30 protein-coding genes and 1 pseudogene are annotated in these 26,307 nt (G+C 31.4%); 23 read left to right on the forward strand and 8 right to left on the reverse strand.

The genetic code is table 11. The features are described from left to right. Positions 1 to 18: 18 nt before the first annotated feature. The 3 genes from COI44_RS17280 to COI44_RS17290 all read left to right on the forward strand — a co-directional run bounded on the left by COI44_RS17280 (position 19) and on the right by COI44_RS17290 (position 2,511). Complete coding sequence (locus COI44_RS17280; RefSeq protein ID WP_098429035.1) at positions 19 to 666, forward strand: VTT domain-containing protein; 648 nt, start codon at positions 19 to 21, stop codon at positions 664 to 666. A gap of 136 nt (positions 667 to 802) precedes the next feature. Beyond that, a complete protein-coding gene (locus COI44_RS17285) occupies positions 803 to 1,375 on the forward strand; it encodes a hypothetical protein (protein ID WP_098429036.1) in 573 nt (190 codons plus the stop codon). Positions 1,376 to 1,407: 32 nt separating this feature from the next. Then, positions 1,408 to 2,511 carry an MGDG synthase family glycosyltransferase gene (locus COI44_RS17290; protein ID WP_098429037.1) on the forward strand — a complete coding sequence of 368 codons (1,104 nt, stop codon included), beginning with the start codon at positions 1,408 to 1,410 and terminating at the stop codon, positions 2,509 to 2,511. A gap of 84 nt (positions 2,512 to 2,595) precedes the next feature. Here the strand turns inward: COI44_RS17290 and COI44_RS17295 are convergent, their stop codons facing one another. Further along, positions 2,596 to 3,297: a polysaccharide deacetylase family protein gene (locus tag COI44_RS17295; protein ID WP_098429038.1), complete on the reverse strand. Its 702-nt coding sequence runs from the start codon at positions 3,295 to 3,297 to the stop codon at positions 2,596 to 2,598. A 139-nt stretch (positions 3,298 to 3,436) separates the two neighbouring features. Between COI44_RS17295 and COI44_RS17300 the strand changes: the two genes are divergently transcribed. The 3 genes from COI44_RS17300 (at position 3,437) to COI44_RS17310 (ending at position 4,718) form a co-directional block, all read left to right on the forward strand. Next, positions 3,437 to 4,030, forward strand: a complete 594-nt coding sequence (locus COI44_RS17300) for an AAA family ATPase (RefSeq protein ID WP_098429039.1) — start codon at positions 3,437 to 3,439, stop codon at positions 4,028 to 4,030. 137 nt (positions 4,031 to 4,167) lie between these two features. Beyond that, positions 4,168 to 4,488: a YbjQ family protein gene (locus tag COI44_RS17305; RefSeq protein ID WP_088011817.1), complete on the forward strand. Its 321-nt coding sequence runs from the start codon at positions 4,168 to 4,170 to the stop codon at positions 4,486 to 4,488. Next, entirely contained in the window at positions 4,488 to 4,718 is a 231-nt protein-coding gene (locus COI44_RS17310) for a hypothetical protein (RefSeq protein ID WP_175403448.1), read from the forward strand. The genes COI44_RS17305 and COI44_RS17310 overlap by 1 nt, the downstream gene beginning before the upstream one ends. Positions 4,719 to 4,758: 40 nt before the next feature. Here the strand turns inward: COI44_RS17310 and COI44_RS17315 are convergent, their stop codons facing one another. Further along, positions 4,759 to 5,826: a pyruvate kinase gene (locus COI44_RS17315; RefSeq protein WP_098429040.1), complete on the reverse strand. Its 1,068-nt coding sequence runs from the start codon at positions 5,824 to 5,826 to the stop codon at positions 4,759 to 4,761. 195 nt (positions 5,827 to 6,021) lie between these two features. On the opposite strand from COI44_RS17315, the gene COI44_RS17320 reads away from it, so the two are divergent. After that, positions 6,022 to 6,591, forward strand: coding sequence for a class I SAM-dependent methyltransferase (locus COI44_RS17320; protein ID WP_098429041.1), 570 nt, complete (start codon positions 6,022 to 6,024; stop codon positions 6,589 to 6,591). 71 nt (positions 6,592 to 6,662) lie between these two features. On the opposite strand, the gene COI44_RS17325 is transcribed toward COI44_RS17320, so the two are convergent. Next, entirely contained in the window at positions 6,663 to 7,079 is a 417-nt protein-coding gene (locus tag COI44_RS17325) for a hypothetical protein (RefSeq protein ID WP_098429042.1), read from the reverse strand. A 189-nt stretch (positions 7,080 to 7,268) separates the two neighbouring features. Here COI44_RS17325 and COI44_RS17330 point away from each other — a divergent pair, with 189 nt between their 5' ends. Both COI44_RS17330 and COI44_RS17335 read left to right on the forward strand, forming a co-directional pair. After that, positions 7,269 to 7,814, forward strand: coding sequence for a GNAT family N-acetyltransferase (locus tag COI44_RS17330; protein ID WP_098429043.1), 546 nt, complete (start codon positions 7,269 to 7,271; stop codon positions 7,812 to 7,814). Positions 7,815 to 8,367: 553 nt separating this feature from the next. Then, positions 8,368 to 9,813 carry a DEAD/DEAH box helicase gene (locus COI44_RS17335; RefSeq protein ID WP_098429044.1) on the forward strand — a complete coding sequence of 482 codons (1,446 nt, stop codon included), beginning with the start codon at positions 8,368 to 8,370 and terminating at the stop codon, positions 9,811 to 9,813. Between the two features lie 154 nt (positions 9,814 to 9,967). Here the strand turns inward: COI44_RS17335 and deoD are convergent, their stop codons facing one another. After that, on the reverse strand, positions 9,968 to 10,678 hold the full coding sequence (gene deoD, locus COI44_RS17340) for a purine-nucleoside phosphorylase (protein WP_098429045.1): 711 nt from the start codon (positions 10,676 to 10,678) through the stop codon (positions 9,968 to 9,970). 387 nt (positions 10,679 to 11,065) lie between these two features. Between deoD and COI44_RS17345 the strand changes: the two genes are divergently transcribed. Both COI44_RS17345 and gpmA read left to right on the forward strand, forming a co-directional pair. Beyond that, positions 11,066 to 11,800, forward strand: coding sequence for a GntR family transcriptional regulator (locus COI44_RS17345; RefSeq protein ID WP_098429046.1), 735 nt, complete (start codon positions 11,066 to 11,068; stop codon positions 11,798 to 11,800). 169 nt (positions 11,801 to 11,969) lie between these two features. Beyond that, positions 11,970 to 12,761 carry a 2,3-diphosphoglycerate-dependent phosphoglycerate mutase gene (gene gpmA / locus COI44_RS17350; RefSeq protein ID WP_098429047.1) on the forward strand — a complete coding sequence of 264 codons (792 nt, stop codon included), beginning with the start codon at positions 11,970 to 11,972 and terminating at the stop codon, positions 12,759 to 12,761. Between the two features lie 48 nt (positions 12,762 to 12,809). On the opposite strand, the gene COI44_RS17355 is transcribed toward gpmA, so the two are convergent. Continuing rightward, entirely contained in the window at positions 12,810 to 14,159 is a 1,350-nt protein-coding gene (locus COI44_RS17355) for an MATE family efflux transporter (RefSeq protein WP_286163968.1), read from the reverse strand. Positions 14,160 to 14,266: 107 nt separating this feature from the next. Here COI44_RS17355 and COI44_RS17360 point away from each other — a divergent pair, with 107 nt between their 5' ends. The 7 genes from COI44_RS17360 (at position 14,267) to COI44_RS17385 (ending at position 18,833) form a co-directional block, all read left to right on the forward strand. Beyond that, positions 14,267 to 14,959 (forward strand): SDR family oxidoreductase, encoded by a 693-nt coding sequence (locus COI44_RS17360; RefSeq protein WP_098429048.1) that lies wholly within the window; start codon positions 14,267 to 14,269, stop codon positions 14,957 to 14,959. 67 nt (positions 14,960 to 15,026) lie between these two features. Further along, on the forward strand, positions 15,027 to 15,188 hold the full coding sequence (locus tag COI44_RS24250) for a hypothetical protein (protein ID WP_179887166.1): 162 nt from the start codon (positions 15,027 to 15,029) through the stop codon (positions 15,186 to 15,188). 266 nt (positions 15,189 to 15,454) lie between these two features. Further along, the gene (locus COI44_RS17365; protein WP_098429049.1) at positions 15,455 to 16,387 is read left to right on the forward strand and encodes a manganese-dependent inorganic pyrophosphatase; all 933 of its coding nucleotides are present in this window, start codon (positions 15,455 to 15,457) and stop codon (positions 16,385 to 16,387) included. A 74-nt stretch (positions 16,388 to 16,461) separates the two neighbouring features. Next, positions 16,462 to 16,977: a YfiT family bacillithiol transferase gene (locus tag COI44_RS17370; RefSeq protein ID WP_098429050.1), complete on the forward strand. Its 516-nt coding sequence runs from the start codon at positions 16,462 to 16,464 to the stop codon at positions 16,975 to 16,977. A 19-nt stretch (positions 16,978 to 16,996) separates the two neighbouring features. Then, complete coding sequence (locus COI44_RS17375) at positions 16,997 to 17,314, forward strand: low molecular weight protein tyrosine phosphatase family protein (protein WP_098429051.1); 318 nt, start codon at positions 16,997 to 16,999, stop codon at positions 17,312 to 17,314. A 218-nt stretch (positions 17,315 to 17,532) separates the two neighbouring features. Beyond that, entirely contained in the window at positions 17,533 to 18,228 is a 696-nt protein-coding gene (locus COI44_RS17380) for a helix-turn-helix transcriptional regulator (protein ID WP_098429052.1), read from the forward strand. A 410-nt stretch (positions 18,229 to 18,638) separates the two neighbouring features. Beyond that, positions 18,639 to 18,833 (forward strand): hypothetical protein, encoded by a 195-nt coding sequence (locus tag COI44_RS17385; RefSeq protein ID WP_025569137.1) that lies wholly within the window; start codon positions 18,639 to 18,641, stop codon positions 18,831 to 18,833. 171 nt (positions 18,834 to 19,004) lie between these two features. On the opposite strand, the gene COI44_RS17390 is transcribed toward COI44_RS17385, so the two are convergent. The 3 genes from COI44_RS17390 to COI44_RS17400 all read right to left on the reverse strand — a co-directional run bounded on the left by COI44_RS17390 (position 19,005) and on the right by COI44_RS17400 (position 21,426). Then, positions 19,005 to 19,529, reverse strand: coding sequence for a GNAT family N-acetyltransferase (locus COI44_RS17390; RefSeq protein ID WP_098429053.1), 525 nt, complete (start codon positions 19,527 to 19,529; stop codon positions 19,005 to 19,007). A gap of 381 nt (positions 19,530 to 19,910) precedes the next feature. Then, positions 19,911 to 20,420: a GNAT family N-acetyltransferase gene (locus tag COI44_RS17395; RefSeq protein WP_098429054.1), complete on the reverse strand. Its 510-nt coding sequence runs from the start codon at positions 20,418 to 20,420 to the stop codon at positions 19,911 to 19,913. 22 nt (positions 20,421 to 20,442) lie between these two features. Next, the gene (locus COI44_RS17400) at positions 20,443 to 21,426 is read right to left on the reverse strand and encodes a glutathione S-transferase family protein (RefSeq protein WP_098429055.1); all 984 of its coding nucleotides are present in this window, start codon (positions 21,424 to 21,426) and stop codon (positions 20,443 to 20,445) included. A gap of 280 nt (positions 21,427 to 21,706) precedes the next feature. Here COI44_RS17400 and COI44_RS17405 point away from each other — a divergent pair. The 5 genes and pseudogenes from COI44_RS17405 to COI44_RS17425 all read left to right on the forward strand — a co-directional run bounded on the left by COI44_RS17405 (position 21,707) and on the right by COI44_RS17425 (position 26,034). Then, positions 21,707 to 22,756: pseudogene (locus COI44_RS17405) on the forward strand (LLM class flavin-dependent oxidoreductase). A gap of 125 nt (positions 22,757 to 22,881) precedes the next feature. Further along, entirely contained in the window at positions 22,882 to 23,268 is a 387-nt protein-coding gene (locus tag COI44_RS17410; RefSeq protein WP_098429056.1) for a cupredoxin domain-containing protein, read from the forward strand. A 145-nt stretch (positions 23,269 to 23,413) separates the two neighbouring features. After that, positions 23,414 to 23,713: a hypothetical protein gene (locus COI44_RS17415; protein WP_098429057.1), complete on the forward strand. Its 300-nt coding sequence runs from the start codon at positions 23,414 to 23,416 to the stop codon at positions 23,711 to 23,713. A 230-nt stretch (positions 23,714 to 23,943) separates the two neighbouring features. Next, positions 23,944 to 25,107, forward strand: a complete 1,164-nt coding sequence (locus tag COI44_RS17420) for an MFS transporter (RefSeq protein WP_098429058.1) — start codon at positions 23,944 to 23,946, stop codon at positions 25,105 to 25,107. Positions 25,108 to 25,185: 78 nt separating this feature from the next. Next, complete coding sequence (locus tag COI44_RS17425) at positions 25,186 to 26,034, forward strand: MerR family transcriptional regulator (protein WP_098429059.1); 849 nt, start codon at positions 25,186 to 25,188, stop codon at positions 26,032 to 26,034. Positions 26,035 to 26,307 lie beyond the last annotated feature (273 nt).

Raw genomic sequence — 26,307 nt, forward strand, 5'->3', positions numbered from 1 at the left:
TGGGGGAGTTAGAGTTAGATGGAGATTATTAAAAATTTAATTGATCTCATATTGCATTTAGATCAACATTTATTAACTTTTGTGCACAACTATGGGGCAATTACTTATATCATCTTATTTTTCATTATTTTATTTGAAACAGGACTTGTTGTGACACCATTTTTACCAGGAGATTCATTAATTTTTACAGCAGGTGCACTTGCTTCCTTGCATTTATTGAACTTTTTTGGACTATTAATCCTTTTCATAATAGCAGCTAGTTTAGGTGATTCTTTAAATTATTTTATAGGTAAGAAATTTGGAAGAAAATTTAGTAAAAGTAAGAAAATAAATACAAAATACATTCATGAAACTGAAAACTTTTATAAACAAAAAGGTCCTAAATTTATTGTATTAGCAAGATTTATTCCGATTGTTAGAACATTTGCACCATTTGTAGCAGGGATCGGTGAAATGAACTATTCAAAATTTATTTCATATAACATTTTCGGAGCGACAATTTGGGTTGGGCTAATGGTGTCAATCGGTTACTTTTTTGGAAATATTCCAATTGTTAAAAATCATTTTGGTCTATTAACAATTGGGATCATTTTTGTTTCAATCATTCCAATTTTAATCGATTTTCTTAAAAAATTAAGTAAGAAAAGAAATTTGACTCAAAATTAATCATTTTCACTAAATCATAATACTATTTTCATTAAATTTTCACTTTCATTTTGTACATTTGTTGTAGATAAAAGGAGGGGAAAATGGATAATGTATTTTCTAATATTTTTTCAAAACTTGAAAGGAACATATCAAAATGATTAGTATTTGGATAAAAAATAAATCTGAGAGAAAATTAATTTATATAGCATTAGTAATTTCGATCATTATTTTCATCATTGCAGGATGGAAAGTTTCGCATCGAACTGAATTATTAACGAATATTGGACCTCATATTCAAAATGGAATACAACATGGCATTCATAAAACGAATCCTTTAAAAATGTATGCGAAAGATAAAGGTTCCCTTGGAAGAATAGGTGTATTTGCGGCATTTATACTCTTTCCACTTTATTTTTTAATTAGATTTAAAAAATTAAATGACAAAAAGCAATTTAAGAAATACTTAGGTAAATTATTGAAATGGTGCAAGTTAATACATGTCCCAATTTCGTTAATTACTTTTGCTTTAATTACAGTCCACTCTGTGATTATGACTTTTTTTGAATGGAAAACAAATGCTGTTTATATTTCAGGTGTTATAACTTATTTACTCCTAGTTCCGTTAGGCATATTCGGTTTTTTAAGATATAAACGAAAAGATAAAAACTGGCATTACTATCTTTCATTTGCAGTTGTAATCTCAATGTTAATTCATACATTCGTTTAATTAATTTGTCTATTCAAAAGAGGTTGATTAGTATGGTATTGCAGCCTAAAATACTTGTCGTTACATCGAGTTTTGGAAATGGGCATAAAGAAGTATCAAAAGCGTTAAAAAGTGAGTTTGAACATATTAACTTTAACGATGTAACAATTATTGATATATACGAAGAAGCATATCCAACAATAAATGTATTTGCAAAAAATATTCATTTGCAATTATTCCAACATGCCCAAACAATTTATAAATGGTTCTTCTATGGGACTGAGAAATTATTCAGTACAGTTATTTTTGACAGGCTTTTAGAATTATGCGGAAAGAATATAAAAAGTATTCTTCAAAAAGAGAAGCCTGATATTATCATTACTACATTTCCAGTTGGGTCTGTAGCAAAATGGAAAAAATATTCATCACATCCTTGTAAATTATATACAGTTGTTACCGATTATTATATTCACCGTTCATGGATTCATAATGAAATCGATCGTTATTATATAGCGACAGAAGGATTAATACATCAAATGGTGAATTTAGGCGTTTCTTTATCGAAAATATTTGTATCTGGTATACCTCTTCGCCAAGAATTTAAAGAAGTAGATTTTTTGAATGAAGGTACAATTGATTCGAAATCAAACGACCAAATCTTAATAGTTGCTGGGGCAGTTGGAGTATTAAAGGACGTAGAAAAAATGGCCAAGCAGTTACTTGCTGAAACAAAACTTAATGTAGCAGTTGTTTGTGGATATAATCGCATACTTTATAATAAATTATGTAAGTTAAATGAAGAATACAAAGACCGGCTACAAGTATTTGGCTACGTAAATAATATACGTAATTTGTATAAAAAATCTGATCTCTTAATTACGAAACCTGGTGGTATTACATTATCAGAATGTATTGCATGTAATTTACCGACAATCCTATATAAACCAACACCAGGCCAAGAAAAAGAAAATTCCCGAATATTTGAAAATGCTGGTGCTTCAGTTACAGTAAAGTCGTTAAATGAATTAACTTTTTATATTAATCGAATTCTTTTCAAATCAAATCATTTAGAACAAATGAAATCATCATTAACCGCATTAAATAAAGGATTTAGTTCTCAATTAATTGTCAATGATATTTTTAGTTCAATTTCTTAGAAGCTTTATGACTATAAACTTTATTAATACGTAAAAACACCACAAGGTATGGGAATCCTTGTGGTGTTTGTTTTTATTAAATAGCTAATGATCAATCCTTACAAATTGATATTGGTTTTGTAAACAATGTTCAATAAATCTCTCTAATGCTTTTATTGTATGAATAGGAGCATCCTCATCAGCACCAAATGTATCTCCATTATCATGTAACAATATAATTGATCCTGGTTTCGTTTGATTTAACAAAAGAGTATAAATGCCTTCGCTTCCGTTTTTACTACTCCAATCATTTGCCATTACAGACCATAAAATAATTTTGAGCTTATTTTGAAATAGGAGTGGCAATGAAACTAACCCCCAAGGTGGTCGATAATAAAGTGGATCACTGTTCGTTATTTTCTTAATAATGCTTGCAGTTTTTTCGATTTGATTTTTTAAGTGTTTTGGACTGAGAAACCAATTACATTTATGTTTATAATTGTGTATTCCAATTAAGTGACCATCTTCATGTATTCTTTTAATGATCATAGGATGCTTTTCTGCCGCTGAACCTAATACAAAAAAAGTTGCTTTAATCGAATGACTTTGGAGTAAATCTAAAAGTAAAGTCGTATAAACTGGATGTGGACCATCATCAAAAGTTAAAGCAATTCGTTTTTGACTTTTAGAAGAAACTCGATGTATTGAAAAAATTTTAAATAAACGTGTTAGTAAACTCGGAATTGGACCATAAAGAATAAATAATATTAATAGTAAACCTCCGATTATGATGAAAATTCTAAGCATATATTCTCCTTAACTAACTTTAAATAATAATAATCATATAACATTAGTATAGTCCAATTTTACATTTTGTTGGTAATTAAATGCAGATAATATTATGATGAAATAAGATTGTATTATCGAAAAGAGAGTAAGTGATAAAATGAGAAAGATTATATCAATCCAAGGCCCAATGGCTGGTGGAAAAACAACACTTGCGAAAAGATTAGAAAATCAATTAAAAAATTTTCAAGTAATATATGAAAATCCTTATCCAATTGTTCAAAGTAGGAATAATTTAAAACTTGATATACATACATTAGAGGGGTTTATAAAAAATCAGCAATTATTTATTGAAGCAGAAATTAAGCGATTTAATCATTTTTATAATGAAAATATTCTTTTTGATCGTGGTCCAGAAGATATTGAATTCTATACGCTCTTTTTTCCTATCGCAAACGGTTATTCATGGGATATAGAATATTATTTAAAAGATGAATTAAATCGACTTAGAAAATGCAGATCAGATCTAATTATTTATTTAGATACTGAATTTGAAACTCTTGAAAGAAGAAAACAAAATGATTTGACAAAAAGAAGAAGTTCATTTGATCAAAATATGAAATTATATGAATATGAAAAAGATTGGTATAAGCAGTTTAACACTAAATTTATTGATGTAAATGAGAAGGCATCAATTGAAGTAGAAAAATCAGTCTTGGAAAATTTAACCAATAATAATTTTCTAAAAAAATGAATTTCTCTTTAGTAAAAAGGGTTTGAACCTATTGCATAGAATTAATACATTATACGTTTCAGATTTTCCATTTTTAACGAATGATGTTTAAAAATGGGATTGAAATACATACACAAAAAAATTTTGAGGTGAACAATATGATCGTAGTTACAACTGAAAATATTGAAGGGTATAAACTAGTTGAAGTAAAAGGTCCTGTATTTGGAGTAATTGTACGTAGTAGAGGACTAGGTGGAGATATTTTAGCTGGTCTAAAAAGTCTTGTTGGTGGAGAAATCAAACAATACACTGCAATGCTTGAAGATGCGAGAAAAGAAGCGATGGACCGAATGACTAAAAATGCTAGTGAAATGGATGCAAATGCAATTATCATGATGCGCTTTGATTCAGGTGAAATTGGGCAAAACATGAGTGAAATTGTCGCTTATGGAACGGCTGTAGTAGTCGAGAAAATATAGTGGAAACATTTATTTTCGGTTTTTATGGTATCCAAATTTTATTTCTCATTATTTGTTTATTGCTAGGTTATTTTATTTACGATAAACGATTTAATCGAAATCACGGAAACCAGATACCAGAAGGATTTCAACGAACTAGTGAAGTCAATATTGATCCTGTAACAGGGGAGAAAACAAGAGTTTACTATAATCCAGATACAGGTGAACGTTTTTATAAAAAAGAAAAGTGAAAAACGCCCTTTCGGGGCGTTTTTGTCTTGAAAATCAAGTTTATTTAATAGTTGAGTTAATCAATTCAAGCATATCATCAAAATCAAACGGAGATTTCGATTTTACAGTCTCAGCAAATTGAGATACAAGTTTTAATGTTTCAATACTTTCGATTGGATGGTGGCCAGCAGCACTTTCAGCGGATAACATGACGGCATTTGTCCCGTCCATTACAGCTTGAAATACATCAGTTACTTCAGCTCTTGTTGGAAGTGAATTATCTATCATTGATTGTAGCATTTGAGTTGCTGTGATCACATATGTCCCATTTGAATTACATTCATGAATCATAGCTCTTTGTAAGAGAGGAATCCATTGATAGGGTAGTTCAACACCTAAATCACCACGAGCAATCATAATTGCATCTGTTTCTTTATTAATTTCTTGGAAATTTTTTATTGCTTCGATTGTTTCAATTTTTGCGATTAATTTTGGAGTTTTATCACTTTTTGAATTCATAAAACTTCTGATTTCTTGTAAATGCGATGCCCGTCGAATAAACGAGCATGCAATATAATCTAAATCTTCTTTCAAAATGAATTCGATGTCTTTTTGGTCTTTTTTCGTGATAGCAGGTAAACTTGTAACGACTCCGGGTAAATTTACCCCTTTATGCGAAGAAATTTCGCCACCAGTTTTCACAGAAGTGACAATCTTATTTTGTTCTATATTTTCAACGTATAACTCCACTGCACCGTCATTAATTAAAATACGATCTCCTTGTTTCACATCATTTATTAACCCTTTATAATCAACACTTGCTTGATTACGATCACCTGTAATTTCATCAATTAAAAGTGTAAAAGTTTGATTAGATTCAAGATTTATTTTTTCTCCATCAATTTTTCCTAATCGAATTTTTGGACCTTGGAGGTCTCCTAAAATCTTGATTTCTTTTCCTGTCTCTTTTCTGATTGATTTTATTATTTCAATCACATTGTGATGACTTTCATGTGTTCCGTGTGAAAAATTTAGTCTTGCGATTGTCATGCCATGCTCAATCAATTCAGACAGTATTTTTTTATCAAAACTAGCTGGTCCAATCGTACAAATTCGATCGATTGTCATTTGATATCGCCTCCATTTACTGGAATTATTATACCCAAGATAAAATAGAAGAATCTAAAAAATTTATGAAGTGTTAATTAAAGTAGAAGATCTCAAATAAACTACATTTCTAAATTTTGACATTTTTCTACGTTTTATAGAAGGAATTTATGTAGCATTTGTAGAACACTACTAATCGATCAAAATTTAGATGAGGTGAATCTTTTAGTGATTAAACAAGATGAATTAAAAGTTGTAATTGGAGCAGGTGAATATAACAATAATCCAACATGGATTCAAACTCAGGAAGAAGAACTTAATTTATTAGTTAAGTCAACTTGGGAAAATAAATTCGAGAAAAATTCTATAACAGCTATTTTAGCTGAACATGTTTGGGAACATCTTACATATGATGAAGGTTTAGATGCTGCTAAAATTTGTTATGATTATTTAAAACCATCAGGCTATATTCGCTGTGCAGTACCAGATGGATTTTTTCAAGACGAAACTTATCAAAGTATTGTTAAAGTTGGTGGACCAGGACCAAAAGATCATCCTGCTGCAAGCCATAAAATTGTCTATAACTATAAAACACTAGTTAACATGTTTGAAACAGCAGGTTTTGAAGTAAAACTACTAGAATATTGTGATGAAGAAGGATATTTTCATTTTAAAGAGTGGGATGACACGGATGGTGTTATTTTCCGTTCAAAAAAATATGATCCTAGAAATCACGGGGAAAAAGTCCTGTTTCCTTCAATCATTGTAGATGCAGTAAAGCGATAATTTAACAAAGATATCATTTTCTTAATTGCAAAGAACTGAAGCTACACTTCAGTTCTTTAAAATAGATTTAATTAGTAAATCATTATATCTCTGATTTCTTTCGTTATTCGTTCGATTTGACCTTGAAACATCATAGAAGGTATGAAAATTGATTCTTCGGGATGGTTAATTACTAGATAAGCGCTATGTGATGGTGTTTCTTTATAGCGATATTGTAAATTAACACGTGTAATATGATGAGCGGGAATCGTTTGTTTAAAACCCCAATGTTCGTATGTAACACCGTAATCGGTTATTCTAATAACCATACTACGAGTATAACCAATATAAGCTAGAAAAATTAAGCATACCATTGTCATGATCATATATGACTTAATCGTAATAGGAAATCCATGCTTTTGTACATAAAAGATAAAAGTGATCAGACAAATCGTAAACAATATTGAAACTAAAAAATTGGAAAGCCTTCCACTACTTCTAAATTCCACTTTTGATACACCTCTTTCATATTAATATAGTTTCGTCTAAAAACTTTTAATATTAACATTGGGATGATCTCTTTTAGTATGAATCAATAATCATTTTTATTAATGAGTTTTATCCACTCTTATAGAAGTAGTACACAAACAATCATTCTTTTCTTATAAAATAAAGAATACAAGTGCAAGGAGTATATGATGAAAATACAACCTCAGAAATTTACGATAAATGGACTGCAATATATAATTAGACATGCAGTACTAACTGACGCTAAACAATTATCTAGTTTGAGAGTACAAATTGACGGAGAGACAGAAAATTTAGACAGAGAAGCAGGAGAGGCATTTATTGATCCAAAAGGCTTTGAACATTTAATTATCTCTGATACAGAAACGATTAATAATTTATTTTTAGTAGCTGAAGTTCAAGATCAAATTATAGGTTTTTCTAGATGTGAAGGTAATCAATTAAAAAGGCTTTCCCATAAAGTAGAATTTGGAGTTTGCGTATTAAAAGAATTTTGGGGATACGGAATCGGTAAAAATCTTTTAAAACGATCAATTTCTTGGGCAGATGCTAATGATCTCCATAAAATGAATTTGAGTGTTTTAGAAACGAATGAAAAAGCAATTAAACTTTATAAAAAGTTAGGCTTTGAAGTTGAAGGTGTTTTAAAAAACGATAAGGTACTTTCAGATGGAAAATTTTATAATACGATTTTGATGGGTAGATTTAATAAATGAATGTTATTTAAAAAAGAGTCAGTTAATTGGCTCTTTTTTGCAACCATTTGATAAATTAAATTAATATCCAAGTATTATAAGGGAGGTTATTTATAAAATGCATTTTCAATATTATAAAATGCATTTTCTGAAAAATCTAGTGTTTTATGCGTTTAATAGGATTATAAGCAATTCTGAAAAAATTTTAATAAAAATGCTCTATTAAAAACCGATTGATGTTTTATATATAACCACCTTTTAAATATGAATAATGAATGACTTGAATAGAAATTAAAAAATGGGAGCTTAATTGTGACCAACTGTGGGGTAACCCCTAGGAACAGACATATGATTAGTTTAACGAAACGAGTTACTTTTGTGACTATTTTTTATTTTTGTATCTTCAATGCCTAAATTTCCTGCCAAAATAATCTATTACTTTATAAAATAAAAAATAAAAACCGTTTTATCTTGCATTTTTCAAGTATAATGAATCATATTGAATTAATGAATATGATTTTTCTTAGGGAGAATTCTATACATATATCGAAAAAAACAAAAACGAGGTTAAGAAATGACTAAAAGAAGTTATGCGGACTATCATCTAAGTGATGAAATTAAGAGAGCACTTGCTGTATTAAAATACGAAACTCCAACTGAAGTTCAAGGTGAAGTTATACCATTGGCAATGGAAAATCAAGATTTAGTCGTAAAATCTCAAACAGGTAGTGGCAAAACAGCCTCTTATAGTATTCCTGTTTGCGAAATGATCGAATGGGAGGAAAAAAAACCACAGGCTTTAATTCTAACTCCAACTAGAGAGCTTGCGGCTCAAGTTCGTGAAGATATTACGAATATTGGAAGATTTAAGCGCATAAAAGCGGTGGCCGTCTATGGAAAAGAACCATTTACTAAACAAAAGGTAGAATTGGAACAAAAAACACATGTAGTAGTTGGTACACCTGGAAGGGTTATTGACCATCTTGAACGAGGGACCCTCGATAGCGATCAAATAAAATATCTTATCATAGATGAAGCTGATGAGATGCTTAATAGAGGTTTTATCGATGAGGTAGAAGCGATTATCAACCAGCTGCCTCTAAACCGGGTAACGATGGTTTTTTCTGCAACCTTACCTAAAGATGTTGAAAATCTCTGCCATGAATATATGAAAGAACCGATTCATATTGAAATTGAATCAACCGGTATAACGGCCGATACAATTGAACATTTTTTAATAGAAGTGAAAGAGGAAGAAAAGATTTCACTCCTTAAGGACGTCACGGTTGTCGAAAACCCAGATAGCTGCCTAATTTTTTGCCGAACTAAAGAAAATGTTGATACTGTGTATAGTGAATTGGAAAAAGCTAATTATTCATGTGAAAGACTCCATGGGGGACTGGAACAAGAAGACAGGTTTGCTGTAATGGAAGGATTTAAAATGGGGAACTTCCGCTATCTAGTAGCAACCGATGTAGCTGCCAGAGGTATTGATATTGATAATGTAACGTTAGTCATCAATTATGACGTTCCAATGGAAAAAGAGAGCTATGTGCACCGTACTGGAAGAACTGGCCGTGCCGGAAATAAAGGAAAAGCGATTACGTTTTCGACACAGTTTGAAGGAAAATTCGTTAAAGCAATTGAAAATTACATCGGCTTTGAAATACCTACAATAGAAGCTCCTAGTCATCAAGACGTGGTTAGTCGGAAAGTAATCTTCGAAGAAAAACTTAACAGCAGACGAGTAGTAAGAAATAATAAATCAGCCCGAATTAACCAAGGTATTATGAAACTCCATTTCAGCGGCGGAAAAAAGAAGAAAATCCGTGCTGTTGATTTTGTTGGAACAATCGCAAAAATTCCTGGAGTCACAGCAGATGATATCGGCATAATAACCATTCATGATCAGATGTCATACGTTGATATTCTGAATGGAAAAGGATCACTAGTTTTACAAGCTATGGAGAATGCGACGGTCAAAGGCAAAAAGTTAAAAGTGAGTAAAGCAATTAAATAAGGTAGTATAAGTACTAGCTTAAGTTACAATAGAATAAAAAAGTCGATTTTCGTAAAAACGGAAATCGACTTTTTGTTCTACAATAATATTTAATAATAAGAGAGGCCCTATTTTAAAACTTACTTTTAGACTTTTAATAAAATCTCTATTTATTTTACAAACAAGCTTCTAATGCAAGTTTCATCATTTTATCGAATGAAGTTTGTCTAGCTTCAGCACTAATCTCTTCATGAGTAACTAAAGAATCTGAAATAGTAAGTAAACAAGCTGCTTTCTTTCCTAAGACTTTCGCATTATGGAAAAGTGCATAACTTTCCATTTCTGTACAAATACAATTATGCTCTTTATAAAAATTAACAAAATTTGGAACTGAACTTTCATAATAAAAGACATCACTAGAATGTATTCTTCCTTTAACGATAGAAGTATTGATCTGCTTTGCTGTATCTTCAATTTTGTTTGTTAGTGATTCACATGGATACTGAATGTCACTTTCTACACCAGCCTGAGTCTTTGCAAATGTAGATTGACTCCAAGCACTATCTACAAGCACAATATCGTGAATATTTAGTTTATCTGTATAAGCTCCTGCACTACCAACACGGATAATATTTTCTACATCATAAAATTTATATAATTCGTATGAATAAATTCCTATACTTGGCATGCCCATACCAGATCCCATTACTGATACTTGTTTTCCTTTATAAGTTCCTGTATAGCCAAACATATTACGAACTGTATTAAATTGAACAATGTTTTCTAGATATGTCTCTGCAATATATTTTGCACGTAGTGGATCCCCTGGCATTAAAACTGTTTTTGCAATTTCTCCTGATTTGGCTGTATTATGTGGCGTTGTCATACCATTTTCTCTCCATTTCTATTCTAATAATTTATTTAACTAATCCATACAACTTTAATGCTTAATCATTTCACATGTTAATTTATCTTAACGTTATCATTCTTTCCTAATATGTTTACGTTTACAAAATAAAACAAACAACATATTCAAAATAACGATAAATTAATACTACGAAGTATAGTTGTATAATCAGTTGTCTATTTTTCTTTAACTAAATTATATTTCAAGAAAATAGATAAATCAATAGCAACTTAAAATCGCTCAATATTTTATACTTTTTTCAAGAACGTTATTTAAAAGAATAATATCGTGTTTACGACCTACACTCTAACAGACAAGTTTGCGAATAATTCATAACTCGATATAATAATGATAAGGAGTGTTGATATGTCCGTTGAAAATAAAAAAAAATTACCTCTATACGTAGGGGTTTATGAAAAATTATTTAAATTAATTAATGAGGGAGTCTATCCGATAGGAAGTAAGCTTCCTTCTGAACCAGAACTTTCTAAGATGATGAATGTTAGCAGAATGACCTTAAGACAAGGGTTGAGTTTACTTAAAGAGGACGGTTATATTGAAACAATCCATGGACAAGGTAACTTTATAAAACAAAATGTGAATTTAAGAAGTGTTGGCTTAGAAAAAATTGATAACTCAGTTTTTCAATGCTGTACAGAAACAATTGATGATGTAGATACTTATTTAGAAGTTAGTTTTTCAGATGATTATGAATATGTTAAAAAGATTTTTAATCAAGATTCTGCAGTGATGGTCAGGTTTAATAGGTGGTACAAATCTAAAAATAAAATTGTCGCTCACGCTTATACTATGTTCCCAAGTGAGACAGCTTCCCAATATCAAATAAACCTAGGAGATCAGCAGAGTTTACTAAAAATACTTGAAGAAGATATTTATAAGTTAATCCATTCATCAACAATCGAAATAAAATATACAGAATCAGTCCTTCCCTCATCAAACTATGAATTACGTTCAACTAATAATTTATTCGTTTTACTAGTTGAAAATCTATATGACACAATGGGAAACATGGTACTAAAAAATAAAATTTATATCCCAATCGAAATTAGCTCAATAAAAATAAATCGAATAAACAAATAGTGTAAAAAGAGTGTATGTAAAATTGGAGAAATGCTAACGAGGTAGGTATGACAGTTTTTAATCGAGAATTTTAATTACATAAGATTTTGCACTTCCAGTCAATTGTGAATCAAATAATGAACATTTCAGCAAACTATATCATATTTATTTGATTTTAAAGGAGAGCAATATGATTAAACTTGTATTAATCAGACACGGGCAAAGTAAATGGAATGTTGAAAATCGGTTCACAGGTTGGACAGATGTTGATTTAACGAATAGCGGTCTTTCCGAGGCAAGAGAAGCTGGTATCATTTTAAGGAAAAACGGATTTACATTTGATGTTGCCTATACATCAGTACTTAAAAGAGCAATCCGTACATTATGGATTATCTTAAATGAGATTGATATGATGTGGATTCCTGTTTATAAAACATGGAGATTAAATGAACGACATTACGGTTCACTTCAGGGGCTGAATAAATCTGAAACAGCCCAAAAATATGGAGAAGAACAGGTTAATATTTGGCGAAGATCTATGAATGTTAGACCACCTGCTCTAAAACCGGATGATAAAAGATATGAAATAAATGAACCTCGTTATAAAAGCTTGTCAAAAGATGAATTCCCGCTTACTGAAAATCTGGAGGATACAGAAAAAAGAGTATTAAAATATTGGGATGAAGAAATTGTACCAGCCTTGAAAGCAGGCAAAAAGGTTATTATATCTGCACATGGAAATACGTTGAGGGGGATCGTGCAATATTTAGATCAAGTCTCAGCTGACGGAATTGCTTCACTTAATATTCCAACAAGTATTCCGTTAGTTTATGAATTAAATGACGACCTAAAGCCAATTCGCCATTACTATTTAGGAATGGATGGAGAACTTCCACCCGATGTAATCCCAAAACATATCCCTAGCGAATTACTTGACCAATTTGATGATGATCATCCAAATATAACAATTCAAGATGATTAAGATACAAAAAAAGGATGGGTTTAGCAATTTTTCTTCCCATCCTTTTCATTATGCTTCAGATAACTTTAGTTTTTTTATTTGTAGTTGTACTAATCGGAAAGATAGAGTTAGTGCTGAAACTCCTAAACCGACGATTAATCCAACCCAATATCCTTTTGCACCAAGATTCGTATTAGAGAGTGCATATCCGACTGGTAATGCGATTACCCAATAAGCTAAAATCATCATAATTAACGTGGCATTCACATCTTTATAGCCTCTTAATGCACCTTGTATTGGTGCTGCAATTGCATCAAATAGTTGGAACATAACTGCAAAGATTAAGAATCCTCCTGCCAAAATCTGTACAGATGGATCATTTGTATACCATCCAGCTACATCATATCGGAATAAATAGATGATGATCCCAAAAAATGAAGCGATTGAAACTGCCATTACTAAACCAATTTTGCTATATTCTTTTGCATTTTGAAACTCTTTCGCCCCAACTTCATAGCCGACAGCAATAGTTAATGCCATCGAAATACTTAATGGAACCATATAAAGAAGACTTGCAAAATTCATTGCCACTGTATGTGCAGCAATAGTTTCGGTATCAAACTCACTTAATAATAATGTTACGACCGAGAACACACTTACCTCAAAAAAGATACTAAGTCCAATTGGTACTCCTAATTTTAAAATACTTTTCCAAGTTGTAAATGAAATTGGAGGAAGTTTTTTAAATAGATTGAAGGTGCTAAATGGCTTTTTAGTTTTAATAATATAAAAAGCAATTCCAAAAATAATCCAATACGTTATTGCAGACGCTACACCAGAACCTACGCCACCCAAACGTGGAAGACCAGCTTTACCGAATATAAGGAAATAGTTCAAAATTACATTAACTGGTACTGAAATAACTGTAATGACCATAGTAGTTCTTGTTTTACCTAAGCCATCAATAAACTGACGAATGACTGTATATAGAAATAAAGGTAAAATTCCAAATGATAATGCGAATAAGAAATGAAGAGCAACACGATGAACTTTCGGATCGAGATTCATATGATTTAAGATTGGATGAATTGAAAATATACCAATAATAATAATGACTACTGCAATAATCCCAGCCAAATAAAGTGCCTGCGTAACAAGCGGCGTTATTTTTTCATCCTGTTTAGCACCATTTAAATTGGCAACCATTGTCGTAATTGCGACTAAAATGCCGGTTAACCCTGTACTGATTGGCGTCCAAATACTAACACCTATCGCGACCCCTGCTAAATCCCCTGGACTACTATTACCAGACATGATTGTATCAAAAAATGACATCGAAAATAATGTCACTTGAGTGATTAAAATCGGAAGTAGTAGTTTAAAAAAGCGTGATATTTTATCCGTTTTAGTAGTATTCAATTTATCGACCTCCTAAACAAACACTTTTACAATTGTATCATGTTTTGGTTTAATAGCTATAATGAAATTATTCGGATAAATATTTTATAAAGAAAGTTGGTCTTAGATTGGGAAATCAAGTTGTTATAATCACAGGCGCAGGAAGTGGATTAGGAGCGTCATTAGCTAAAAAGTATTCTGAAAATGGAGCTCACATTTGTTTGTTAGGAAGAACTGAAAATAAACTTAGAGAAATTGGAAAACAATTACCTAACAATTATTCAATACATACAGTAGATGTTTCAGACCATGAAGATGTAAAAAGAGTTTTCGATACAATCATTCAAACATATGGGAAAGTTGATTTATTATTTAATAATGCAGGTGTTGGAATTTTTGATCTTGCAGAAGAATTAAATGATGAAGCAGTACATAATATGATCGACATTAACTTAAAGGGAACTATTTTCTGTTCACAAGAAGTTTTAAAACAAATGAAAAAACAAGATAGTGGAACGATCGTCAATATTGTTTCTACTGCAGGACTAATTGGAAAAGCAACAGAATCAGTTTATTGCGCAAGTAAGTTCGGAGTTAAAGGCTTTACTGAAAGTTTGGTTGTTGAATTAACAGGTACACCAATTTCGGTATTTGCAGCATATATGGGTGGAATGAATACAGATTTTTGGGCCGGTATTTTTGATGAAGATAAAACTTCAAAAATGATGAATCCAGACGATATAGCTGAAATCATTATTGAAAATATAAAACCACGTAAAAATATATCCATACCTGAAATTATCATAAAAAACATAAAATAAGTATTAACCAAGCCACCTTTTACACAAACTAAAGCCAAATCTTTAAGGACTAAGTGAGGTATAAAAGATGAGCAAATCAAAAAAGAATAAATCAATTGATTGGAATCAAAATAATTTTGACGAATTATTACTTGAAGATCTTAAAACTGCAGATGATATTCCAATCGATTGGTTACCAAAAAGTGAACCGATTACGGAAACTATGTCATATAAAAATGCTGAAGATTAATTAGACTGTAATTTGAAAAGACTTGTTTTTATTGTTGCTTGATTGAAATAGGATGAATAGGATTAGTGACCTGAAAATAAAGCGTTTTCAATTAGTCTCATTGGCATGTTTTTTTGACTTTGTCCTCAAACTGTAAAGAATAGCCATTTTGGCTATTTTTTTTTATTTTGATATGGTATTATTATTGAAGCGTTTTATATTAAAGCCAATTCCTGGCATTAAATACATAAAAAATGATAAACAAGATATAGTTAGGAGAATTATTGATGGAAAAAGTACTAGTTTTTGGTCACAAGAACCCAGATACAGATACAATTTGCTCTGCAATTGCATATGCAGAATTGAAAAAGGCATTAGGTGAAAATGCTGAAGCAATTCGTTTAGGTGACGTAAGTGCAGAAACACAATTTGCACTTGATACATTTAAATCTGAAGAACCACGTTTAGTAGAAAAAGTTGCAGCTGAAACAAATAATGTCATTTTAGTTGATCATAATGAGCGTCAACAAAGTGCTGATGATATCGAACAAGTTCGTGTACTTGAGGTTATTGATCATCACCGTATTGCTAATTTTGAAACTAGCGATCCTTTATACTACCGTTGTGAGCCAGTTGGATGTACTGCTACAATTTTAAACAAATTGTATAAAGAAAATAATATTGAAATTAAGAAAGAAGTTGCTGGTCTTATGCTTTCAGCAATTATTTCTGATACTTTATTATTCAAATCTCCAACTTGTACTGATCAAGATATTGCTGCTGCAAAGGAACTTGCAGAAATCGCAGGTGTAAATGTAGAGGAATATGGTCTAGACATGTTAAAAGCAGGTGCAAACTTAGCTGATAAATCAATTGAGTCTTTAGTTTCACTTGATGCGAAAGAATTCCAAATGGGTAACTACAAAGTAGAAATTGCACAAGTAAACGCAGTTGATACAAATGACGTACTTTCTCGTCAAGCTGAATTAGAAAATGTACTTGAGGGCATCGTTGCTAATAAAGGATTAGACTTATTCTTATTCGTTGTAACTGATATTTTAACAAATGACTCAATCGCAGTTGCTAAAGGAAATGCTACTAATGCAGTTGAAAAAGCATACAATGTTACATTAGAAAACAACACTGCTTTATTAAAAGGTGTTGTATCTCGTAAAAAACAAATCGTGCCAGTATTAACTGAAACATTTAATACACTTTAATTCGTATTTAACAACAAGGTCTTTGAAAGGCTTTGTTGTTTTTTTATAAATAGCTAATAAATGGGGGATTTGAAATGGAAAATTTAAAATATCCGATTGGCAGATTTATCTCACCACTAGCCTACTCTCATCAACAACGTAAAGAATTTATTAAAGTACTAAAAGATGCTCCTATTAAATATAAAGAAGCAATCACATCACTTACAGAAGACCAATTAAACACACCTTATCGTGATGGTGGTTGGACACCAAAACAAGTTATTCATCATGTTGCTGATAGTCATATGAATAGTCTTATTAGAGTTAAACTAGCTTTAACTGAAGAAAATCCTACAATTAAAGCCTATGATGAGAATGCATGGATTTCATTAAGTGATTCGAATTTTGATTTTCATAGCTCTTTAAAAATAATCGAAGGTATTCACGAACGTTACGTAGTTTTACTTGAATCACTAACAGAGAAAGAGTTTAATCGAACTTGTTATCACCCTGAGCTTAAAATTAATATTAGTATAGATTTCATCTTAGCTTTATACGCTTGGCATAGTGAACATCATTTGGCTCATATTTATTTAGTGAAAAACAATTAATAGTAAGGTGTGATGAACAATTAAATTATTATTCATTTGTAGCAAAAATCAATGGAGAAGTCCTACAGCAGAAAAAATTTTTCACTTATATAATGACTACCAAGCAAGATCGGCAGGGACTGAAACTGGTGCCAGAATTAAAGTGACAGAGGGACATATTGGTTGGGCAGATATTATTTTTGTAATGGAGAAAAAACATTTAAGAAGAATTCGCGATAAATTTGGTGATTTACTCAATGAAAAAAAAATTGTCATTCTAGATATAGCTGATGATTATCAGTTTATGGACGAAGAATTAATTGAAATTCTTCAAAATAGAGTATCAGAAATAATTTAGGGTAAATGGGCAGGAAGCAAAAAAAATTTATAAGTTTTTAAGGAACCCACTCAGTTAAAAGAGTGGGTTTAGTTCTTTTTACCTTATGAACGGTTAGATTCTAAGTACATTCTCATGATTATAAAAAATTTCCAAAATAACCCAATTTACAACAGTGTCAAAGTCCATGTTGTACACATAAAAATAAAAATAGGGCAAAATAAGAAAAAGGTGTGAGCATGTACTACAAATTATTAAAGCAATATATTAAAAATTCAAATTTAAGTTTGACTGATATAGCCAAAGAATTAAATAAGTTGGGCTTTTCAAAAGACAAGAGCTATTTAAGCAAATTACAAAATGCGAAATTGACTCCACCTGAAGAAAAATTAACTAGAGCGATAGCAAAAGTGACAGGTGGAAATGCTGAAGATTTAATTTGGTGTGCTTATATTATTAATGCACCTGAAAGATTGAAAACCCCTTTACGAAACATTTCAGAAGAAGTATTCAATCTTGCACAGAAAGAAATGAATTGTAATCTAAAATTTGATGTGATCTATAATGAGCAAAATTTTGAAGATCGTTCAAAAATTTTTGCTGAATTTATTAGACAAACACGATTACAAAATAATTTTTCGATCAAATGCCTAGCAACAAAAGCGAATGTATCCCATTCATATATTTCACAAATTGAAAATGGCAAAAGAGGTATTCCGTCAACAGAAATTATACGAAAGTTGGCAGAACCACTTGGTGTTCCTGTTATTCAGTTGTTTCAATTAGCTGGATATGTACCAATAGATGATAATGATTGGATAGAAGGGATGAACCTTATACGTAAAGCTAATTCAATGCTAAACAATGAAGAAAAAGAGAAATTATTGAGACTAATAGAAGCTTTTCTAACATTGTCTTCTATGCGATTTTTTTAATAATATGAAAAAAAATAAAAATGCAGGTTAACATTTTTAACCTGCATTTTTCTATCCCACTATTATTCCTTTATTTAAGTAAATGGCAATACCCCAAATTATGATAGCCGATATTTTATTAACAATTAGAATAAATTTACCTGATTGATCGAGTTTTCCTACGGTACTTCCGGGCTATTGCAAGTGACAAAAACCAGATCCATGAAACGACAATTCAAGTTACTGAGAAAGCAACTTACACCTAAAGGAAGAATTAATCCAAAAGAAATAAGGAAGCGTGTAAAATAGTTTGAATCATAGAACCACCTAACTGATCATTTTATGTACATTTCAATTCTTTTTACGAATCTTGACTAAATTTGTAAATTTTAGGAAAGGATAGTGAGAAACTGTAAAAGGAAGTGAAGAGTATGTCACAACAATTTGACAATTTACCTGATTATGAATTATTAGCGAATAATCCAGCATTATCTTTACATGAACTGTCATATCATTATGATATGAGTTTTAATGATATCGCTGAAATTAGAGGAATCTCTGTAGAAGATTTAGTAAATTACTATCAGACAAATACTTCTCACGATTCATTATTTTATTTTGAATAAAATATACATAAAGCTGAGCCAATATCTATTGGAATCGGCTTTTTTTGTGTAAATAAGTCACCTACTTATTATATTGAAAAAATTGAGAATATTAGAATTTTAGACAGACTAAGCATGTCGGATTGAGAATTAGGTTTTTTTAAAAAAGTTAAGCCATTTTTAGACTTAACTTCATTTTTTCTTCTTTGTCTTTAGTCGCCAATTATTACATACCATAAATTTACCTATTGGATACTCAAAATTACATTTTTTAATAAACTTAAAATTTAATTTTTCGCATATTTTATTAGATGGAATGTTATTAGTGGAAGGAAAAGCGTGAATGTATTTATGCTTCGATTCTTTTTGGGCCTTCTTAATAGCTTTTTTTACTGCGATTGTTGCTATACCTTTTCGTTGAAATTTAGGTAAAATGCTCCAACCAATCTCATAAACCAGTTTACCATCCCATAATCGATCCCAATAACCAACAGTTCCTATTTTTGTTCTATACGGAAGCAAAATGATTGCAAACATTTGTCCTGTACCTATTCGACTCATTTCAAGATAATGCTTGTGCCGACTCATAATTTGGTTTAAACTCTCTAGACCACCAAGATATTCCATCATATTATTCGTATTCGATGATAGAAGTAAATTAAGATCTGCTTCGTTCCAAGGTTCAATTAAAATGTTTGATTCATCTATTTTTGACAATTAATTCACTCCAATTTTATATTAAAAAGAATCATAATAAGATAGTATTCTGAAGTGAAGTTGATATCTCTAATGAAATAACACAAATTAAATAGGTAAAATTCTTATCACTGAATCGTTTCATAATAAGCAAAATAAAATGGCCCATTTAGTTCTTACTAGTTTGGGCTATATTTTTACTTTTTGGCATTTTTTTCTCTGTTGAACAAAATCATAAATAACAAACAACATACAAATCAAAAAAAAGAGTTGAGTTTTGTTTAATAAAAAAAGATTATTCAATTAGATTGAAAAATTAAAAGGGCTGTTTGAAGTTATAAAACTTCGGACAGCCCTTTTACAAAAACATGATTAAATTTAATAATGAGTTATAAATAAGGTTTAAATTTTCAACTGATAAGCTCTGACGATAATCCCATCATTTGCTGGTTCAAAGTCAAACTTTGGTAAACGTTTAAAGCCGATTCTTTCATATAAACTGATGGCATTTTTCATAAATTCACCGGTATGTAATCCGATAGCATCGAATCCTTTTTCCTTCGTGCGATTAATACATTCTGAAATTAGCGCAGTAGCAACTCCTTGACCGCGACAGTCTGACTCCACAGCAAGCATTCTGATCTCTGGATAATCAAGTTCGTCGATATAACCTGCATAGGCATTTATTTTAGCTGGGAATAAAGCGACGCTACCGACAATTTTACCTAAAACCGTGGCAACAATTATTTCCACACCTTCTTGTTCATCAATTTTCGATGAGAGGGACTTCTTTAAAGCATTCCAATGTTTATCTGGTAACAAGTTGACGTATTCATAATAAGCATTAATTCTTTGTTTACGAATTGACTGAAACATCTCTTTTTCAGCATTACAAATTTCTATTTTTACCATTTAAATCGTATCTCCTTTTGCCTTAATGAATGAGGAACTTTTCTTTTTGTCCACTTAGATCTTCGCGATTGTGCTTCGAAGTCCAAATCGAAATTTCTGGACCTTTTGGTAAGACTTTTGGTTCTTCTTTATCGGGTGAAATGGTAATCGATAAATGGTAATGTCGCTTAATCGCATCAAAATCAGTTGTATCCCCAAACCCTGGTGTTTGATATAAATCTCGTACATAGCCCCATAAGTTTTTAAACTCGCGTATTAAATTTCGATTCGAATTAAAAGATGTAAAGTAAGCAGCATCGAACCGTACAAGTGTTGTATATAACCTAATATCAGTATCAGTAATTTTATCACCAAATAAAAAACGTTGTTTAGATAAGCGCTGCTCTAGCTCATCTAATCTATTAAATAACGTTTCATAAGCATCTTCATATGCTTTCTGAGATTGTGCAAAACCACATTTGTATACACCATTGTTTACATCAGTGAATATGATTTCGTTTAGCGCATCAATTTCTTGTCGGATGGAAACTGGGTATAAATCCGGTGCGTTCTTTTTATGGTACGGCTTCCAAACAGTTTCGAAATAATTTGTTAGCCTAAAATAGTCATTATTGATAACTTTTCCAGAGCTAATATCGATCATTGCGGGTACTGTCGGACGTCCTGAATAGTTTTCATCAGATTTATGATAGATTTCACTCAAATAGCGAACGCCTAATATTGGATCAACTTCTCCTGAATCCAAAGAAAATTCCCAATCCACGTGAGGTAATCTAGGACGCATTGGACTGACGGTTCCTAAACTAATTGCATTTTCTAATCCTAAAACTTTTCGAACAATAACAGACCGATGGGCCCATGGACAAGCAGCTGACCAAATGAGACGATACCGACCTGCTTCAACAGGGAGTTCTCCTGGTTTATTTCCAAATGGTGTAGAAAAACGATTTAATTGACGTCTAAAGAAACCATCAACTGTTACTTCAGTTGGTTTAGTTTTATTCATACTTAAACTTCCTTTCTCACTACTTTGGATATTACTATTTTTTGAAGGGGAACATAGAAGTAATACTAACACTCTATTATACTCTTAAAATTCAGAAAAAGTAGTTTTTCTGGTCATACTTATGATGACAATACGATCTATTTATTTGCTTTATACTACTTTGATAGAAATTATCTCGAATTGGAGGTATATTTAAGTTGTTTAATAAATATAGAAGCAGAACCTTATAAATCTACTCAAAATTTTCTTTAAAATTACAGAAATTCGGAGGAATTGTTTAATGGAAATAGGAATTAGTACTTTTGTAGAAACAACACCTGATTCAAGGACAGGTGATGTAATAAGCCATGCAGAACGTTTACGTGAAGTGGTTGAGGAGATTATTCTTGCAGATCAAGTTGGATTAGATGTATTTGGAGTAGGGGAACATCATCGTAATGATTTTGCAGCATCATCCCCGGCTGTCGTACTAGCAGCGGCTGCATCACAAACAAATCGTATTCGACTAACTAGTGCTGTTACGGTACTATCATCAGCAGATCCAGTACGAGTATTTCAAGATTTTGCTACGCTTGATGGTATTTCGAATGGACGAGCGGAAATCATGGCGGGACGTGGCTCATTCATCGAATCATTTCCTTTATTCGGCTATAATTTAAAAGACTATGATGAACTATTTGAAGAAAAACTGGATTAACTGCTTACCTTGCAAAAATCTGAATTCGTAACATGGAGTGGAAAACATCGACCAGCCATTAACAATATTGGCATCTATCCACGTCCAGTTCAGGAGCCCCTGCCAATTTGGATTGGAAGTGGCGGCAACAGTGAGTCGGTCGTTCGAGCTGGACTATTAGGACTTCCACTCGTACTTGCAATTATAGGTGGACGGCCAATTTAGTTCGCACCACTTGTTGATCTATATAAAAAAGCAGCAGCTCATGCCGGTCATGATGTAAACAAACTACAAATTGCATCCCATTCACATGGATTCATCGCTGAGGATACAATGACCGCAGCAGATAAATTTTTCCCATCAACACAGCAAGTTATGAATAAACTTGGAAAGGAACGTGGTTGGGGAACATATGACCGATCTGCATTCGATGCGGCACGAAGCTTTGAAGGTGCACTTTATGTTGGTGATTCTGAAACTGTAGCACAAAAAATAATCCACCTTCGAAAAAATGTAGGTATTACAAGATTTATGCTTCATGTACCAGTTGGTTCGATGCCACATGCAGACGTAATGACTGCAATCGAACTATTAGGAAAGGAAGTTGCACCAATCGTTCGAGAAGAAATTACAAAGTGGGAAGCAAATCTATAATTTGAAATAAATGAAAAGCTGTTTTCTATAAGAGGACAGTTTTTTTATTTCGTTCAAATAAAAAAAATCGTGATAATTTTCCATCAAATGGAAAAGAATATTCTATAGGAAAGGAGGGAATGCGAATGTTAATAAAAAATTGGCTATCAGGACTAGTAGTTTTTTTGGCAACGATTGTGATGATGGCAACACCAGGTAATTTTAAAGCTTTTGCTGAATCTGAGGTTTCAGATGCAAATGATCGTGCACAAACAATCGTAGTAGAGTTGAATGATGATTACTTTAATCCGAAAAACATTACAATTCCAAATGGTACAAAAACAACTTTATTATTGAAAAATAAAGGGAGTAAACCACATACCTTTACTGTGAAAATGCTCAATATTGATGAAGAAGTTCAACCGAGAACTGAAAAAACCATTTCAGTGTTACCAAAACAAGCAAATACATATGATCTTACATGTAAGTACCATTTTAATGTAGGTATGGTAGGAAAAGTAATCGTAAAATAAAGTCAAGGCCATTGGGCCTTGACTTTATTTATGTATTGATAATTTTACACAGTAAAGAAATGCCAGTTTAATTTCTAACTTATGAAGGTATTTCATTACTTTTTAGTAAAACCGCCTCATACAATTAGAATGAGGGGGGATATGGATGGAGAATATCGATTTTCATATACTTCAATGGTTTTTTGGTAGTACACCGATTCTTGGTTTAGCTTTAATGATGTTTATTGCTTCGTCACTTGGTAAACGCCTCACTATACCAATTATTACAGTTATCGTAACATCATGCTTGTGGTTTATCTGGAAAACGCTACCAAACGATATTTGGCATCGTATGGGAGCAAACGGTACTGTTGGGCTGTACCAACATATAACCTTCGCTCTAATCCTTGGTTTTGTCACATCGAGCATTCTCGGAATATTTCAAAAAACTCGTCACGCTAAATAAGATAACCATTAGATAAATGAACATTTTAAAAGCTATCAATGATTTTAAATAGATGAATACAATGTACCAACAACTATGAGCTTCTCTAAAAGAGGCTCCTTTTTTTATTTCAAAGAAACGAAAGCGGGTTCATAAAAAAGAATCAAAAATAATAAAAAAACTAATTGACTCTCCCCTCGGAGGAGGCTTTACATTATGTTTTGTAGAGCTTTAAAAGGAGTTGAGTTAAGATGAAAAAACAAAACATAATGTTATCTTTAGTATTAATGAATTTATTCATTATTTTTTTAGGAATTGGGTTAGTTATTCCAGTCACACCTTCAATTATGAATGAGTTAAATATATCTGGTACAATTGTGGGCTATATGGTAGCTGCATTTGCTATAACACAATTATTTTTTTCACCAATTGCAGGTCGCTGGGTAGATCAGTTCGGACGTAAAAAAATGATTTTAACGGGATTATTAATCTTTAGTATTTCAGAGTTTTTATTCGGAATGGGTAAAACGATTGAGGTTCTTTTTATTTCACGTATGCTAGGCGGAATAAGTGCGGCATTCATAATGCCAGCTGTAACAGCATTTATAGCAGATGTTACAACTGTAGATACAAGAGCAAAAGCACTCGGTTATATGTCGGCTGCAATTTCAACAGGTTTTATTGTCGGACCAGGTGTTGGTGGATTTTTAGCAGAATATGGCCCACGCATACCATTTTTCTCTGCAGCAGGATTGGCGATATTCGCAGGCGTTTTATCTATTACAGTTCTTCCTGAGCCAGAACGTAATCAAGACAGTAGTGAAGAGAAAGGACAAAAACCAGGATTTAAACGTATTTTTGCCCCGATGTATTTTATCTCGTTTATGGTCATATTGATCTCACAATTTGGTTTGTCAGCTTTTGAATCATTATTTTCACTGTTCACAAATCATAAATTTGGTTTTACACCGAAAGACATAGCGATCATGATTACTGGTGGTGGGATTGTTGGAGCGATTGCTCAAATAGCATTATTTGATCGATTAACAAAATGGATGGGAGAAATTCGATTAATTCGATATAGTTTAATCCTTTCTACAATACTAGTGTTTATGATGACAATTGTAGACTCATACTTTATGATTTTACTAGTGACGGTTACAGTATTTTTAGGCTTTGATTTAATGCGTCCAGCGGTTACAACCTATTTATCTAAAATTGCAGGGAATGAACAAGGCTTTGTAGGTGGAATGAATTCAATGTTTACTAGTTTTGGGAATGTAATTGGACCAATAATAGGTGGAATCCTATTTGATATAGACCTAAACTATCCATTTTATTTTGCAACAGTCTTATTAGCGAGTGGTGTTGGATTAACAATTGCTTGGAAAATGCCAGTATATCGAACAGCTTAATTAATCGAAAAGCGTATTCTATTTTACGAATAAAGAATACGCTTTTTTTGCTAAAATAAGAATGTGGAGGTGATTGAAATGAAGGAAAAACTGTATACAATAGGTGAGGTATCCAAATTAGTTAATATTTCGATTAAAGCACTTCGATATTATGATAAAATCAACTTATTTAAACCAGCGTATGTCGATCCAGATACGAATTATCGATATTACAAAGACTCACAAATTCATCTTCTCGATTTAATCAAATCACTCAAATATATTGGTACTCCTTTAGAAGAGATGAAAGAAGTACAGGGACTAAAGAGGGACGAATTTTTCTCCTTTTTAACAGAACAAGAAAAAATTGTAAGAGAAAAAATAGATTCATTAATCGAAATTGAAAAAATCATCACAAATGCAAAAAAGGGATTACAAAAACAAAAGGATTATCCACAATTTGGTGAAGTGTTTTTTTCGTATGAAGAAGAAATGCAAATCATTCAGACAAAAGCTAATGGAATAGACCCGAAAAATATTTTAAATGCTTCATATAGTAAATTAAAGAAATTTGCTGCATCTACAGAAGGTTTTAGAAACAATGGGTATGGAGCCATTGTGCCATATAAGACTTATAAACTTGTTAGTGAAGTAACATATCAATATTTATTTACACCTGTTTTAACAAAAAAACAAACTACATTACTATTGCCGGGTACTGAGGTTTCAACAATACCCGAAGGAAAATACATATGCATTACTTATAAAAGCGTATCATCGGATGATTATTTTACAAACTTACAAAGACTTATTAGCTATATAGACAAACATCAAATAACGATTAAAAGTAATATTTATGAGTCATTAATACATAATAATTATTCACCAAATCAAAAAGAAGAATTTTTGATTGAAATGAGAGTATTGGTCGATGAAGAAAGAGAATAGATAGACCAAAAATATGATACTTTAAAGCTCATAGAAGATTTTAGAAAGACTCCTTGAAGGGTCTTTTTTTTTACTTTTATGATTCAAGAATAAATTTATTTAATATACAAATTGAATTATTAAATAAAAAGGTAAATATTTATATAAAAATTAAACTTTTACGTTCGTCGAATCAATTTATTTAATATAAATATTTAATAATTTAATTAAAAGATAAATTTTTATAAATAATTTTTAATTTTTGTTTAAAAAATTAAATATATAGTGTATGAT

The sequence above is a fragment of the Bacillus sp. AFS088145 genome, from assembly GCF_002564465.1.
In the GTDB taxonomy this organism is placed as follows: domain Bacteria; phylum Bacillota; class Bacilli; order Bacillales; family Bacillaceae_G; genus Gottfriedia.